Origin of the sequence: Aeromonas sp. (assembly GCF_050252055.1) — a bacterium.
Taxonomy (GTDB): domain Bacteria; phylum Pseudomonadota; class Gammaproteobacteria; order Enterobacterales; family Aeromonadaceae; genus Aeromonas; species Aeromonas caviae.
Map to the genome: position 1 here is coordinate 515,214 of NZ_JBFWLQ010000001.1, position 14,892 is coordinate 530,105.

14 protein-coding genes and 1 other annotated feature are annotated in these 14,892 nt (G+C 56.4%); of the genes, 9 read left to right on the forward strand and 5 right to left on the reverse strand.

Going from position 1 to position 14,892, the window contains the following annotated elements; all coding sequences use genetic code 11:
- Window positions 1-50: 50 nt before the first annotated feature.
- Window positions 51-770, reverse strand: coding sequence for a two-component system response regulator ArcA (gene arcA, locus AB7E19_RS02295; protein WP_010673581.1), 720 nt, complete (start codon window positions 768-770; stop codon window positions 51-53).
- 385 nt (window positions 771-1,155) lie between these two features.
- Between arcA and AB7E19_RS02300 the strand changes: the two genes are divergently transcribed.
- Together AB7E19_RS02300 and AB7E19_RS02305 are read left to right on the forward strand one after the other, a co-directional pair.
- Complete coding sequence (locus AB7E19_RS02300) at window positions 1,156-1,548, forward strand: DUF3293 domain-containing protein (protein ID WP_427934562.1); 393 nt, start codon at window positions 1,156-1,158, stop codon at window positions 1,546-1,548.
- A gap of 114 nt (window positions 1,549-1,662) precedes the next feature.
- On the forward strand, window positions 1,663-2,142 hold the full coding sequence (locus AB7E19_RS02305) for a putative 4-hydroxy-4-methyl-2-oxoglutarate aldolase (RefSeq protein WP_322131617.1): 480 nt from the start codon (window positions 1,663-1,665) through the stop codon (window positions 2,140-2,142).
- Between the two features lie 3 nt (window positions 2,143-2,145).
- Here the strand turns inward: AB7E19_RS02305 and AB7E19_RS02310 are convergent, their stop codons facing one another.
- A complete protein-coding gene (locus AB7E19_RS02310; protein ID WP_039039355.1) occupies window positions 2,146-2,622 on the reverse strand; it encodes a hypothetical protein in 477 nt (158 codons plus the stop codon).
- Window positions 2,623-2,788: 166 nt separating this feature from the next.
- Here AB7E19_RS02310 and AB7E19_RS02315 point away from each other — a divergent pair, with 166 nt between their 5' ends.
- A complete protein-coding gene (locus AB7E19_RS02315; RefSeq protein ID WP_139737427.1) occupies window positions 2,789-3,178 on the forward strand; it encodes an META domain-containing protein in 390 nt (129 codons plus the stop codon).
- Window positions 3,179-3,280: 102 nt separating this feature from the next.
- Here the strand turns inward: AB7E19_RS02315 and aceK are convergent, their stop codons facing one another.
- The gene (gene aceK / locus AB7E19_RS02320) at window positions 3,281-5,008 is read right to left on the reverse strand and encodes a bifunctional isocitrate dehydrogenase kinase/phosphatase (protein ID WP_104454506.1); all 1,728 of its coding nucleotides are present in this window, start codon (window positions 5,006-5,008) and stop codon (window positions 3,281-3,283) included.
- Window positions 5,009-5,203: 195 nt separating this feature from the next.
- Between aceK and AB7E19_RS02325 the strand changes: the two genes are divergently transcribed.
- The 6 genes from AB7E19_RS02325 to AB7E19_RS02350 all read left to right on the forward strand — a co-directional run bounded on the left by AB7E19_RS02325 (window position 5,204) and on the right by AB7E19_RS02350 (window position 12,186).
- The gene (locus AB7E19_RS02325) at window positions 5,204-5,911 is read left to right on the forward strand and encodes a tRNA/rRNA methyltransferase (RefSeq protein ID WP_039039357.1); all 708 of its coding nucleotides are present in this window, start codon (window positions 5,204-5,206) and stop codon (window positions 5,909-5,911) included.
- 69 nt (window positions 5,912-5,980) lie between these two features.
- Window positions 5,981-6,114: a sequence feature (Thr leader region), on the forward strand.
- Window positions 6,115-6,171: 57 nt separating this feature from the next.
- On the forward strand, window positions 6,172-8,631 hold the full coding sequence (gene thrA, locus AB7E19_RS02330; RefSeq protein WP_104451710.1) for a bifunctional aspartate kinase/homoserine dehydrogenase I: 2,460 nt from the start codon (window positions 6,172-6,174) through the stop codon (window positions 8,629-8,631).
- Between the two features lie 13 nt (window positions 8,632-8,644).
- Window positions 8,645-9,625, forward strand: a complete 981-nt coding sequence (gene thrB / locus AB7E19_RS02335; RefSeq protein ID WP_010673589.1) for a homoserine kinase — start codon at window positions 8,645-8,647, stop codon at window positions 9,623-9,625.
- Window positions 9,622-10,896 (forward strand): threonine synthase, encoded by a 1,275-nt coding sequence (thrC, locus tag AB7E19_RS02340; RefSeq protein WP_427934563.1) that lies wholly within the window; start codon window positions 9,622-9,624, stop codon window positions 10,894-10,896. Before thrB ends, thrC begins: the two co-directional genes overlap by 4 nt.
- A gap of 124 nt (window positions 10,897-11,020) precedes the next feature.
- Window positions 11,021-11,440, forward strand: coding sequence for a YybH family protein (locus AB7E19_RS02345; RefSeq protein ID WP_427934564.1), 420 nt, complete (start codon window positions 11,021-11,023; stop codon window positions 11,438-11,440).
- Window positions 11,441-11,919: 479 nt separating this feature from the next.
- Window positions 11,920-12,186 (forward strand): hypothetical protein, encoded by a 267-nt coding sequence (locus AB7E19_RS02350; RefSeq protein WP_041214771.1) that lies wholly within the window; start codon window positions 11,920-11,922, stop codon window positions 12,184-12,186.
- 171 nt (window positions 12,187-12,357) lie between these two features.
- Here AB7E19_RS02350 and AB7E19_RS02355 read toward each other — a convergent pair whose 3' ends face one another.
- Window positions 12,358-13,245 (reverse strand): MIT C-terminal domain-containing protein, encoded by an 888-nt coding sequence (locus tag AB7E19_RS02355; protein ID WP_427934565.1) that lies wholly within the window; start codon window positions 13,243-13,245, stop codon window positions 12,358-12,360.
- Window positions 13,242-14,765 (reverse strand): DUF3696 domain-containing protein, encoded by a 1,524-nt coding sequence (locus tag AB7E19_RS02360; protein WP_279977862.1) that lies wholly within the window; start codon window positions 14,763-14,765, stop codon window positions 13,242-13,244. Before AB7E19_RS02360 ends, AB7E19_RS02355 begins: the two co-directional genes overlap by 4 nt.
- Window positions 14,766-14,892 lie beyond the last annotated feature (127 nt).

Below are 14,892 nucleotides of genomic sequence, written 5' to 3' on the forward strand. Positions count from 1 at the left end.
ACATGGAAAAGGCGCCACAGGGCGCCTTTTCAACTCGGGAGTGGGGAGGATTACTCCTGCTCCAGCTCGCCGCAGAAGCGATAGCCTTCGCCATGGATAGTGGCGATGATCTCCGGGGTGTCGCCCACGCTTTCGAAGTGCTTGCGAATACGGCGGATGGTCACGTCCACGGTGCGGTCGTGGGGCTTGAGTTCGCGGCCGGTCATCTTCTTGAGCAGCTCGGCACGGGTCTGGATCTGGCCCGGGTTTTCGCAGAAGTGCAGCATGGCGCGGAACTCGGAGCGGGGCAGCTTGAACATGTCGCCAGCCGGGCTGACCAGGGCGCGGCTGTTGATGTCCAGGGCCCAGCCATTGAACAGATAACGTTCCACCAGCTTCTTCTCTTCGCCACCGGCGGCCACGTTCATGGTGCGGCTCAGCAGGTTGCGGGCACGGATGGTCAGTTCACGGGGGTTGAACGGCTTGGTGATGTAGTCATCTGCGCCGATCTCCAGCCCCAGGATCTTGTCCACTTCGTTGTCGCGACCGGTCAGGAACATCAGGGCGATGTTGTCATCTTCACGCAACTCGCGCGCCAGCAGCAGGCCGTTCTTGCCCGGCAGGTTGATGTCCATGATCACCAGGTTGATGGTGTGGCTGGTCAGGGCCTGGTGCATCTCGTCACCGTTGTTGGCTTCCAGCACGATGTAGCCTTCGGCTTCGAAGATGCTCTTGAGGGTGTTGCGGGTGACCAGCTCGTCTTCGACGATCAGAATATGTGGTGTTTGCATGAGTATTCCCAGATTCTTATCAGTTAATTATCGAAATTTTAACACTCTTTGGCGTTATCCGACCGGTCCTGAAAATTTATTACGTCATCCTGGGTATGAATATCAGGTCGAATCATCGCGAATTTGGTAACTATGTCGGCAAGCATCCCTGTGCCGTACATGGGCTCTCAACAAGTTTGAACAAGAGAAGCCCGGAGAGGTAGTCCATTACAAAAGTTGCTGCATTTTATCAGTTAACAGGCGCATAACAACACTCTTTGCCGTCAGATAGCAACTTTTTAACTCAGCTTTGATATAAGTCAATCCCCGAGTTCGCAGCATCATACTTGGGCTGACCCGCTTTTTCGCCCTTAATAAATGTAATGGGATGTAACATGTGGTTGACATGACTTTGTGGGAAAACTACAGAAAAGTGTGCTTCATCGCCCCCTTTGCGCCCCCCCACTGCCCAGCCTATGCCATTGTCACGGCCTGGAACCCGGCCAGCCAGTGGGTGGGGCTGCGCCGCAATGCCCGTCGCCAGCGAGCCCTTGTCCGGCAAGTGGGCGAGTGTCCCGTCATGGGAGAGGTCTGGGGGAGCGATGAGGATGAGCGCTGGCAGGAGGCGTCTCTGTTGTTGCCGCTTTCGCAGCCAGAGGCGATCCGGATGGCCGCCCGATTTGGCCAGAATGCCCTCTATTGGGTGCGTGAAGGAGAGCTCTGGCTGGTGCCCGTGTTGCTGGAAGGGACGCCCTGTCATCTGGGGGCGCTTGCGTCCCGCTGGCGGTTCAGGCCTTAGGGCTGACATGGTCCCCCCGCCATCCGGACAGGGCACCCGGCCGGTGGATTGTCAGCGCCCCGACATGATGAAAGAATGAGCGGACACATTTCACTCCATGGAAGGATGATGATCATGCTGGACCTGCTGCCCGACCTTTGCGATGAGCATGGCGATGCCCTTAGGATCGCTGACCCCCTGTTTCAGGACTATGGCGGCAAGGCGCTGTTTTACGGCGAGGCCGTGACCCTCTCCTGCTTTGAAGACAACAGCCTGGTGCGTGAGCTGGTCAATCGTCCCGGCCATGGCAAGGTGATGGTGATCGACGGGGGCGGCTCCCTGCGTCGGGCGCTGCTCGGGGATCAGCTGGCCATCAAGGCGGTGGAGCAGGGGTGGGAGGGGATCCTCATCAACGGGGCCGTGCGGGATGTGGGGACGCTGGCGACCCTGGCGCTGGGGATCAAGGCCCTGGCCCCCTGCCCGGTCAAGACCGAGAAACGGGGCCTGGGGACGCTGGACACCGTGGTCTCTTTTGCCGGTGTGACCATAGCGCCCGGCGACTATGTCTACGCCGACCTCAACGGTGTGCTGGTGAGCGGCGCCAGGCTCCTCTGAACCTCAGAAGTTGAAGCCCACGCCCAGGGTGAGAAAGTGTTCCGTGCTGAAGGCACTGAGTCCGTAATTGGCGGTGATGGCCAGGGAGGGGGTCACCAGCAGGCTGCTGTTGAGCTCAACCAGGGTGCTGGCCTTGCTCACCTCCAGTTGCTTGAGCTGGCTGCCGATGTTGAGTGACGGGGAGAGGCGATAGCGCACCCCTGAGCTGATGTTGAACCCGGCCTGCCCGCTTTGGGGGCCGATGGCGGGGCCGGCCTCCATGTAGAGGCTGATGTCATCCTGAAGCGGGTATTGATAGCCGGTATTGATAAGCCAGAGGTCGAAGTTGTCGCCCAGGTGGCTCTGGTTGCCGAGCAATACGCCGGAATAGCTTTTGACGTAGAGCGGGTTGTCCGATTCGGTCTGGAGAAAACTCCAGTCGGCGGCCTGAGCCGAAAAGACGAGGCTGGATGCCATGGCGATGACGAGAGACTTGACCATTCGTTTCCCCTCCCTGGGTCCGAACAGGACTACAAGCATGGCACATGCCAGCGGGGAGTAAAGGGAACCCAGATCACAATAAAAGAGTTTTGATTGACGCTGCAGTCATGGTACACAGGCCCCTCACTCCGTGTCGTTACGACACGCTCTATCACGAGGTGAACTGATGAACAACAAACTGATCCTGCTGGCCGCTCTGGCCCTGGGAGGCTGCACCATGACTACGGGTTCCACGCTGGCACAATTGCAGGCATCGACCTGGCAACTGCAAGGGGCGAGCGGTGACACCTTCACCCTGCAGGTCGCCGGTGACAAGGTGGCGGGCAAGGGCGGCTGCAACCGCTACTTTGGCGGCATCACAGAGCAGGGTGACGGCGTGTTGACGCTGGGCACCATGGGTTCGACGCGCATGATGTGTGCGGGGGATCTGGCCGGCAAGGAGATGAACTACCTGCAGACCCTGGAGAAGGTGGCGAGCTTCCAGATCAGCGGCAAACAGCTGGTACTCAAGGATGCCGACAAGGCCACCTTGCTGACCTTTGACGCCGTGAAATAAGCCGGGATCTCGTCAAAGGCTGTCGCAGGCGACCCCTGCGCCAGCGTGCAGGAGAATGTGAAAAGGGACGCCATAGCGTCCCTTTTTGTGCCTGATGCCGGGTCATCCCCCTCGCTGGAAGCGAAACCGCTTCTTGCGTCGGTAGGGATAGACATCCTCGAACATCCCCTCCTTGATGTTGCTCTGCAGCATCTTCCAGTAGTTGGCATCGAAGAGCTCCTTGTGCAACTGCATCATGATCTCCCGCACCTGAGGTTTTTGCAGCAGGAAGGTGGCGAACTCTTCCGGGAAGATGTCGTTGGGTGCCACCGAATACCAGGGTTCGGCGCTCCACTCGTCCTCCGGGTAGCGCGGCGGCGGGATCTGGCGGAAGTTGCACTCCGTCATGTAGCAGATCTCGTCGTAGTCATAGAAGACCACCCGGCCATGGCGAGTCACCCCGAAGTTCTTGAACAGCATGTCGCCGGGGAAGATGTTGGCCGCCGCGAGCTGGCGGATGGCGTTGCCGTACTCCTCCAGGGCGAGGCGGGTCTGCTGTTCGTCCGCCTGATCCAGATAGAGGTTGAGCGGGATCATCTTGCGCTCGGTGTAGAGGTGTTTGATCACCAGCTTGTCGGCGGTGAGGGTAAGCGCAGAGGGCGCCACCGCCTTGAGCTCGGCCAACAGCTCCGGCGAGATGCGATCGAGGGGAAACTCGAAGTTGGTGAACTCCTGGGTATCTGCCATGCGGCCCACTCTATCGTGCTGTTTTACCAGCCGGTATTTCTCCTTCACCTGCTCGTGGCTCACCTCCTTGGGCGGGGTGAACTCGTCTTTTATCACCTTGAACACCACATCGTAGGAGGGGAGGGTGAACACGCTCATCACCATCCCCTTGATGCCGGGCGCAATGACGAACTGCTCCCGGCTCTGGGCCAGGTGCTGCTGATAGTGGCGATAGAGCTCGGTCTTGCCGTGCTTCTGGCAGCCGATGGCGTTGTAGATTTCATAGTCCGGTTTGCGGGGCATGATCTGGCGAAGGAAGGCCACAAAGAGCGCCGGTACCGGGGCATAGACCATGAAGTAGGCGCGGGCGAAGCCGAACACGATGGAGGCCAGCTCCGGCTCGAAGATGACGGTGTCCACATAGATGCTCTGACCGGTGCTGAGCAGGGGCAGGATGAAGGGATAGACTTCTCCCTTCACCCGGATGAGCCCCACCAGATAGGCTCCCTTGTTGCGATAGAACACTTCCCTGAGCAGCTCGATGGCGAAGGGCTCCTCGTGCAGGATGGCCGGGCCGCTCTCCGCCAGGTGGCGGTGGATGTCCATGATGTCCCGCTGCTTGTCTTCGAAAGGGAGGGTGAAGCTGTAATCCCCGAGCAACTGGCTCAGGGTCTGGGGCAGGTGGGAGAGATCGGTGCGATAGATACGCAGCAAGGATCCCAGGTCAGGCTTGTCGCCCCGGCTCACGAAGGGGTGGATATAAAGGTTCTCGTCGCGGATGTTGCGATGGCGGAAGATGCGGCGATAGACGGAATTGAAGAAGGACTCCGCCACCTCGAAGTTCTCGCAGCGGGGCAGGAGATCGCTGAAGGCGCCTTTCACCTGCTTGAGCAGGGCCTGGGTCGGCAGCTGCTCCCCCATCATCTGTTTGATCTGCGCCGTGGTGGCGCCGACATGGTGATCATAGAGGCGGATGCGCTCTCGACCGGCGAGCTGCACCCCCAGCCAGTCGCTGTTCTCGAAACGGCTCTTGCTGCCCTGGGTTATCTCGAGAAAGCGGCTGTAAAACGACTCAAAACGTTGCAGGATCGTCTCGGCGACCGCCTGCTCCAATGGCTGCTGCATCTCTCTCTTCCTTGTGAACTGTCGGGCCCATGGCGTCAGTGCCCTGAGGCGGCGGACTCGCGTCCAAGGCCACTATGGCAACATCCAAACATCTGTTCAAGTGGCAATATTTCGGGATAAACGGTAGATTGCGCCCCTGTTTTGCCGACGGTTCGCCGCAGTTCGCGGCGTCGGCCTCATCCTGGAGAGAACCCGATGAAACTCTATTTTGTGCTGGTGTCGCCAGCCCGTGCCGCCAACGTGGGGGCTGCTGCTCGCGCCATGAAGACCATGGGCTTCGACGCCATGCGACTGGTGGGGAGCCGGGTACACGAAGAGGAGGAGGCAAGCTGGGTTGCCCACGGGGCGCAGGAGATCCTGACGGATGCGCAAGCCTTCGACACCCTGGAAGAGGCCCTGGCGGACATGGATTTGGTGGTCGCCACCACCGCCCGGCAGCGCGGTCGTTATCAGCACTACCTCACGCCGGCGGACATTCGCGACCAGATCCGGGCCAAGCCCTCCCTCGAGAAGGTGGCCATCGTGTTTGGCTGCGAGGAGTCCGGACTCTCCAACGAACAGCTCGCCCAGGTGGATCTCATCAGCTACCTGCCTCTCAAGGTCTCATACCCGTCCCTGAACCTGGGTCAGGCGATCATGCTGTATGCCTATGAGCTGAGTCCGCTGCTCGATGACCAGAAAGTGAGCGACGAGCAGGACGTAGCAGAAAATTTCGAGAGTGCCGGGCAGGTTCGCGTGCTGAAATCAAAAACAGCAGAATTGCTTGGTGAACTCGGAGTTTCTCAGGATGAAAAACTGCATCAATGGGTGATGGACCGGGTGCCCATGCTGCCGCAGCGGGATCTCAATATGCTCCATCTGCTCTGTAAAGACCTTGCCCGCAAGTTTGGCAAGGAGGTTTAGGTTGACAGCCCCTCGCCGGGCGCGGTATTGCTAACAACCAGATTCGTTCAAGAGTGTTCGTCATGCAGCTATTCACCAACATCATCACCACCACCATTATTACCGGTACCACCACAGGTGGCACTGGGGCCGGTTGATGCGCTGACGAACAAGCACAGAAATCAGAAAAAGGCCCGTACCCACCCAGTACGGGCCTTTTTTGTTGGATTGTTTTTAGACCTATTAGCAGATCAATTTGCAGGGAATACAGGGAGATAGCGATGAGAGTGTTGAAATTTGGCGGGTCGTCACTGGCCGACGCAGAGCGTTTCTTGCGGGTTGCCGATATCGCGGTGAATACCCACGGCCAATCCCAGGTGGCCCTGGTGCTGTCGGCACCGGCCAAGGTGACCAATCACTTGGTCGCCCTGGTGGAACAGACCAGTCGCGGCATGGATGCAAGCAGTACCCTGTTCGAGATCAACGGCATCTTCTCCCGCCTGCTGGCGGGGCTCAAAGCCGCCTATCCCGCGCTGGATGACAAGGCGCTGCAGGCCCGTCTCACCGCCGAGCTGGATCAGGTCGAGCGGCTGATGCAGGGCATTCGTCTGCTGGGGCTGTGCCCGGACAACGTCCAGGCCCGCATCCTGAGCCGTGGCGAGAACCTCTCCATCGCCTTCATGCACGAGCTCTTGCGGGTGCGTGGCATCGAGCTGGATCTCATCGTGCCCGAGCAGTTGCTGGTCACCGATGGCGGCTACCTCGAAGCCCATGTGGACATCGAAGCCTCCCGGGTGCGCTTCGCCGCCAAGGGCCTGCGCTCTGATTGTCTCTACCTGATGCCGGGCTTTACCGGTGGCAGCGACAAGGGCGAGACCGTGCTGCTGGGCCGCAACGGCTCCGACTATTCCGCAGCCGTCTTGGCCGCCTGCGTCGATGCCGAGTGCTGCGAGATCTGGACCGACGTGGAGGGCTGCTACAACTGCGACCCGCGCCTGGTACCGGATGCCTACCTGCTCAAAACCCTCTCCTATAAAGAGGCGATGGAGCTCTCCTACTTCGGTGCCAAGGTGCTGCACCCGAAGACCATCGCCCCCGTGGCCCAGTTCCACATCCCCTGCCTCATCAAGAACAGCTTCAACCCCCAGGGTCCGGGTACCCTCATCGGGGTCGATCAGGGGGATGACGATCTGAAGGTGAAGGCCATCTCGGATCTCTCCGGCATGTGCATGTTCAACGTCTCCGGTCCCGGCATGAAGGGCATGGTGGGCATGGCCGGCCGCATCTTCTCCGCCGTCTCCCGCGCCGGGGTCAGCATCGTGCTGATCACCCAGTCGTCCTCCGAGTACAGCGTCAGCTTCTGTATCCACAGCTACGACAGCGACAAGACCCGCAAGGTGCTGGAGCGCGAGTTCGAGCTGGAGTTCAAGAACCAGTTGCTGGACCCGCTCGAGATCATGACCGATCTGGCTATCATCTCCCTCATCGGCGACGGCATGCGTACCTCCAAGGGGATGGCGGCGCGCTTCTTCACCTCCCTGGCCCAGGCCTCCATCAACATCGTCGCCATCGCGCAAGGGTCGAGCGAGCGTTCCATCTCCGCGGTCGTGCGCTCCGGCAAGGTGGCGGAAGCCATCAAGGCGTGCCATCAGAACTTCTTCGGCAGCCAGCAGTTCATCGATCTCTTCGTGGTCGGGGTGGGCGGCGTCGGTGCGGCCCTGGTGGATCAGATTGCCCGCCAGCAGCCAGTACTGGCCGAGCAGGGCACCGGCCTGCGGGTGGTCGGCATCGCCAACAGCCGTCAGATGGCGGTCAACAAGGATGGCCTGGCCCTCGCCAACTGGCGTGAACAGTTGGTGGAAGCACAAGGCAGTTTCAGCCTGGAGGCGGTGAAGAAGCTGGTGGAAGAGAGCCACCTCATCAACCCGGTGATCGTCGATTGCACCTCGAGCGAAGCCGTGGCCGTCCAGTACGCCGATTTCCTGGGGGCAGGCTTCCACGTGGTCACCCCGAACAAGAAGGCCAACACCGGGTCGCTCGATTACTACAAGGCGCTGCGTCGCACCGCCCGCCAGACCCGTCGCAAGTTCCTGTACGAGACCAACGTGGGCGCGGGCCTGCCGGTCATCGAGAACCTGCAAAACCTCATCAAGGCCGGCGACAAGCTGCGCGCCTTCGACGGCATCCTGTCCGGGTCGCTCTCCTTCATCTTCGGCAAGCTGGACGAGGGGATGGCCTTCTCTGAGGCTACCCAGATCGCCCGCGGCAACGGCTTCACCGAGCCGGATCCCCGCGATGACCTGAATGGCATGGACGTGGCTCGCAAGCTCCTGATCCTGGCCCGCGAGGCCGGCATGGCGCTGGAGCTCTCCGATGTGGAGGTGGAGCAGGCACTGCCGCCGGGCTTTGACGTGAGCGGCGACGTGGAAGCCTTCATGGCCCGCCTGCCGGAAGCCGACGGCTGGTTCCGCGACCAGTTCGCGGCGGCCCAGCGTGAAGGCAAGGTGCTGCGTTACGTCGGCTCCATCGAGGGTGGCAAGTGCAAGGTGGCCATCAAGGCGGTGGGTGGCGACGAGCCCCTGTTCAAGGTAAAAGACGGGGAGAACGCGCTCGCCTTCTTCTCCACCTATTACCAGCCCATCCCCCTGGTACTGCGCGGCTATGGCGCAGGGACCGAAGTGACCGCCGCCGGTGTCTTCGCCGACGTGCTGCGCACCCAGAACTGGAAGCAGGAGCTGTAACATGAGTTCAGAGATGAACCCGAATGTAGAAATCGGCGGCAGCGTGGTGGCCTATGCCCCGGCCTCCAGCGCCAACCTGAGCGTGGGTTTTGACGTCCTGGGGGCGGCGCTCGCCCCCGTGGATGGCTCCCTGCTGGGGGACCGCGTCCAGGTCAAATCGGCAGAGGTGCCTTTCGCTCTCTCCTCTGTGGGCCGTTACGCCCACAAGTTGCCGGACGACCCGAAAAAGAACATCCTCCACGACTGCTGGGTCGCCTATGGCGAGGCGCTGGAGAAGCGCGGCCTGGGTCTCAAGCCGCTGGAAATGGTGCTGGAGAAGAACCTGCCGGTGGGCTCGGGCCTGGGATCGAGCGCCTGCAGCGTGGTGGCGGCGCTGGAAGGGCTCAACGCCTTCCACGGCGCGCCCCTGAATGAACACGACCTGCTGCTGTTGATGGGGGAGATGGAAGGGAAGATCTCCGGCTCCGTCCATTACGACAACGTGGCGCCCTGTTATCTGGGCGGCATGCAGCTGGTGCTGGAGGAGGGGGGCGTCATCAGCCAGGGCATCCCGGTGTTTGACGAGTGGTACTGGGTGGTCTGCTACCCGGGCACCGTGGTCTCCACCGCTGCCGCCCGCGCCATCCTGCCGGCCCAGTATCGCCGCCAGGACTGCCTCACCTATGGCCGCCGGCTTGCCGCCTTCGTGCATGCCAGCTACAGCCGCCAGGAAGGGCTGGCCGCCAGCGTCCTGAAAGACGTGATCGCCGAGCCTTATCGCGCGGCCCTGATTGAAGGCTTCAACGAGGTGCGGGCCCAGGGGGCCCAGAACGGGGCGCTCGCCACTGGCATCTCGGGGTCCGGTCCCACCGTGTTCGTGGTGATGAAGGATCTGGCCCAGGCCGAACGCATGAAAGAGTGGATGGAAGCGCACTTCGTGCGCAATGAAGATGGATTTGCCCGGGTCTGCAAACTGGACATGGCCGGGGCACGGGTAACAGGAAGCGAGCTATGAATCTTTACAACATCAAGGACAAGAGTGAACAGGTGAGCTTCGCCCAGGCGGTGCGTCAGGGTCTGGGCCGCGAGCAGGGGCTGTTCTTCCCAGAGACCCTGGAGCCGCTGGCCGACGTGGATGCCCTGCTGGATCTGCCGCTGGCCGAGCGCTCGGCCCGCATCCTGAGCCACCTGCTGGGTGACGAAGTGCCGACTGCCAAGGTGAGCGAGCTTATCGATGCTGCTTTCACCTTCCCGGCGCCCCTGGTGAAGCTCAAAGATGGCACCTATGCCCTCGAGCTGTTCCACGGCCCGACCCTGGCGTTCAAGGATTTCGGCGGCCGCTTTATGGCCCAGTGTCTGGCTGCGTTCAGAACCAATGACAAGATCACCATCCTCACCGCCACCTCCGGCGACACCGGTGCCGCCGTGGCCCACGCCTTCTACGGCCTGGAGGGGATTGAAGTGGTGATCCTCTACCCCAAGGGCAAGATAAGCCCTTTGCAGGAGGCGCTCTTCTGCACCCTCGGCGGAAACATCCGTACCCTCGCCATCGACGGTGACTTCGATGCCTGTCAGGCACTGGTCAAAGATGCCTTCGACGATGAAGGGCTCAAGACCGCCATCGGCCTCAACTCCGCCAACTCCATCAACATCAGCCGCCTGCTGGCCCAGGTCTGCTACTACTTCGAAGCCGTGGCCCAGTTGCCGAAAGCCCAACGGGCCAAGGCGGTCATCAGTGTGCCGTCCGGCAACTTTGGCAACCTCACCGCGGGTCTCATCGCCAAGGCGCTGGGGCTGCCGGTGAAGCGCTTTATCGCCGCCACCAACGCCAACGACACCGTGCCGCGCTACCTGAAAACCGGCCAGTGGGAGCCGCACCAGACGGTCGCGACCCTGTCGAACGCCATGGACGTGAGCCGCCCCAACAACTGGCCTCGCGTGGAAGAGCTGTGCCGTCGCAAGGGCTGGGCGCTGGAAACCTTGGGCTCAGGGATGCGTGACGATGCCCAGACCCGCGATGCGCTCAAACGCCTGCATCAGCTGGATTACCTGTGCGAGCCCCACGGGGCGATTGCCTGGGATCTGCTGAACGAGCAGCTTGGGCAAGACGAGGTCGGTGTATTCCTCTGCACCGCCCATCCGGCCAAGTTCAAGGAGTCGGTGGACGAGATCCTGAATCTGGATGTGCCGCTGCCGGGCCCGCTCGCCAAGCATGCCGCGCTCCCGCTCCTGTCCCACGATCTGCCCGCTGACTTTGGCCGCCTCAAGGCCTTCCTGCTCGGTTAAGCCGTCATGAGACGCTGACGATCCCCCGCTTTTTCACGAGAGCGGGGGATTTTTTTATGTCCGGTATTGATGTCCGGTATAGGGCGGGGAACCCGCCCTATACCCCTGAAACAAGGAGCACGGCATGAGCCCGCATCCCCTTCGCACCCTGATCGAGACCTGTGACGCCGCCATCTCCCGGTGCGACTTCGACTCCCTGATGGCCTTCTACGCCGAAGACGCCGCCCTGGTGGTCAAACCCGGCATGGTGGTGCGTGGCATTCCCGCCATCCGCCGCGCCTTCAGTGCCATCTCCGATTACTTTGACGGTCAGCTTGAGGTGACCCAGGGGGCCATGGAGGTGATCGAGGGGGCCGACAATGCCCTGGTGATCATGGAGACCCGGCTGCGCTACCCGGGCGGGGAGGGGTGGATCGATGAAACCCGGCGCGCCACCTATGTGTTTCGCAAAGAGCCTGGCGGGCAGTGGCGCTGCACGGTGGACAACTCCTACGGCACCACGCTGCTGGTGGCGCAGCAGCCCTGCTATCGGCCAACTGACTAGCGCAGTCACACTGGCTCGGCGTAGCCAGAGTGCGTGTATAGTGTGCGTAATCAAGGCTTACCATCAAGGCCGTGCAGCCAGATAGGCTAGCCAGATTGAATAGCAAGAGCCAAGCCATGCAGGCCGGAGAACCCGAGCCGCACGCAGGGCACCGCTCTGCCTGGGAGGGGGCATCACAGCGCTGCCAACGGCGCAACTCCCCGTTTTGGTTGTGCCTCACAACCTGCTGGCAGAAAGTGCACCGACAGTGATTGCTGCGACATTTTTACGAATCTGGTTTGCACTCTCGTTGTTAGTTCGCCCCTGGCAGCACAACCCTGTCTGTGGGTCATTTCCGGCCCCCCGTGGCCCGTTGACCCGGTCTGCCGTGGCTGCTAATCAGGGGACTGCTTGACACCCTTCATGGACGAGCAGAGCCGCAGATGCCTCGACGGCGCGGCTTATCGACAACAACACCACAGTGCAGGGAGCAAACCATCATGTGGCCGTACCGAAAAATAGTGACCCAGTCCCTCAAAACCCCCTTGATGATCGCCAGGATCATGTTTTACCTGGCCCTGTTATTGGTCTTCCCCCTGCCAATGATCATGCTATCGGACTCTCCGGCGGCAGAGATCGGGCGTTTCTCTTACATCCTGGTGACGTTTCCCATCGCCATTGGGCTGATGCTGATATCGAGCCTGATGGCCATCCTCATTGCCATGGTGGAGTCGCGAAACCAGCAGCCACCCCAGGGACGGTGGTAAGAAGGTCCTTGCCCTTCAAGCCATCCAATAAAAAACCATCCCGGGCGGGATGGTTTTTTATTCCCGGTAACCATGAGCAGTAGCCCGGTTGCTGTTGTTTTTCCCTAAGCCACTCTATGTGATAATCGCTATGGTATATTTAGACAAATATGGGCCCCAGATTTCAGGCTATTAAACATCTACTCTCTTTATTTTCATTGCGATCAAGCTCCCTGATATATCCCTTGCATTGAAGTTTTTTACGGTGGTCGACTCATGCACATCGTAGACGCTAAAAGTTCCTTCTCGGTTATTCCATAAGCCATTATATGAAAATGCATCAAGCCCAGATGTTGAACGAATATATATTCTATTCCCGATTAGTATATGTCTATCATGGAATTCTTTATCCTCATCTAGATAATAGAAATAAATATTTAAGTCACTTCTCACAGCTGCAATGTCATTGCAAACAAAGCTCTTGGCTTTATTAAAGGAGGCTTTTTTTGTAACTATCGTTACATGAGCACCATTACGTAGTCCCATAATGACATGTTTAATGAAGTCAATAGATTTTTTGTTTATATAGTTATCAATGAAAGTGACATTGCTTTCATTTTTAAAATATTTACATAAGGCATTTGGTGATTCATTCCCACCATCAGTCAGAGTTTTTTCAAAAATAGGGTTATCACCACGTCCGAGGAAGTTTTGATAATTGATTATGCTACTTACATCAATTCCATAATCAGCATATGTTTGGCTTTGATGAGTTAGTTCATCAAATATAAAGTGGCCAGCGAAGTATGCACACGAAGCATAGATGTCATCCTCCCCCTGAATATTAAAGTATTCAAGAACTTCATCCTCACCAATATATCTAACTCTATTTTCAAAATTCGCTCTGTATGCAAGCCATTGCTTAAATAAATCTAATCGTGCAGGGTCATTTTGAAATTTTACATTAATATGCTCAATGAAATGATGGCTCAATACAAATTTGAAGGCATTAACACTGGAGTTCATTTGTTGATTTAGCATCAATGTGGTAATTGATGATGAGCTGACAGCACAAATCATGATTTTACCTTCATGCTTTTATTCTTCATGATTTCCATAGTTGCGTTATACGCAGCATCTAAAAAACCAGAAGGCCAATTTGATGTTACTTCCCCAAACTCATTCACATGTATATAATTTATATCCTTTTCATTCTTGTTTATATACATAATATTTAAGTCTTTATGACTAATACCTGTAGAGTTGTTTATGCGGTGTTTAGAGATCTCCAGCTGTATCCCTCGAAGTAAATGTTCGCTATGGGTTTCGATCAGTAATTTCACTCCACTGTTTGCCATTGAACACAGTACCTGAGCGAACAAGAATTGAGCATTTGGATGTAGGTGTAATTCTGGTTGTTCAATTATTAGCAATTCATTTGGGTTTAGCAGTGCACCTTGAATCAAAATTGGTAAGACTTGAGAGAATCCAAACCCAACATCAGTAATCGTGTCTTCGCTTTGGAGCGTATTATTTTCAAGTTTTATTTTAACAAGTTCGTCAATTGTTTGTGCTTTTATTCTTGTATTGGGAAATATAATGTGTAACCAGCTATTAAGTTTTGTAAGCTTTTCACGCTCAATGGTGGACCCTCTCGATGCAGCAGCTTGTAGATTCGCAAGTACACTTGCTGAGTAAGCACCACTGATACCAATTGATTTACTATGCGAAGAGCGTTTATAGCTTCTAAGAGGACTGGAACGAATTGGTGCTAAATAATAGGTGTTACTATCTAAAGTAGATAACATTTTTTTTAATGCCTCATTGAATATTTCAAATATCTCATCAGAAAGATAGTTGAATTCATATGAGTCAGATAGGGAGTCAAATTGTGGAGATGGACTCATTAACTCAAAATCTAATCTGTTTGCTTTTTCCATTCTCAGGTAATTTTTTAGCAGGAAGTCAGAGCGTTTATTTTTCTCTATGTCTATATGCTCATGATTATCTATTATCCAGTCCACAAGACTACGGTCAGCTTTTAAATAGTAGTGGCTTCTAGTTTTTGCTCGATCCACATAGAAAGATGCTGGGCCATATGATTTTATATGAGTCGTGATTTTTATAGATTTTAGACGAGCTTGACTGGTTTTATAATCTTTATCATAAGTTATTTCGATTAAGCTTGATAGAGGGGGCTCATGATTCTCTATAATATTGTTATTATCTAGTGGCTCGTACTCAAGATGTTCCCAATCTATATGAGGGTGCGGTACCCACCACCTTGTTATTTCTTGCTCATATTTTTCGCCATGGAATTCAAATCCGAAAATAATATCTTTCTTGTCATCATGTGAATGAACATAGTCACCATAAATTCCAAGCTCGACATAGTCGCCATTTGCTGCGAATACTTCATATTCATTTGTAACAGAAAAGGTCTGTTTCATAGCAATAATTGATTTAATAATAGATGATTTCCCTGAGCTGTTTTCACCCATTATTAAATTTATTTTTTGTGGGAATGAGACACTAAGCTCATCGAAAGCCTTAAAATTCGTTAAATTTATTTTTGTTAACCTTAATGAAGATGGTAGCATATTAATATCCTGACGTTAGTTTTTGGAGTGTCATATTGTTTTTATTTAACAAATTAAATTGCATGGGGTTTATTAATCTAAATGCTCCTTCTATTAATCTTCAATTATTCCAAAAATATCAGACACC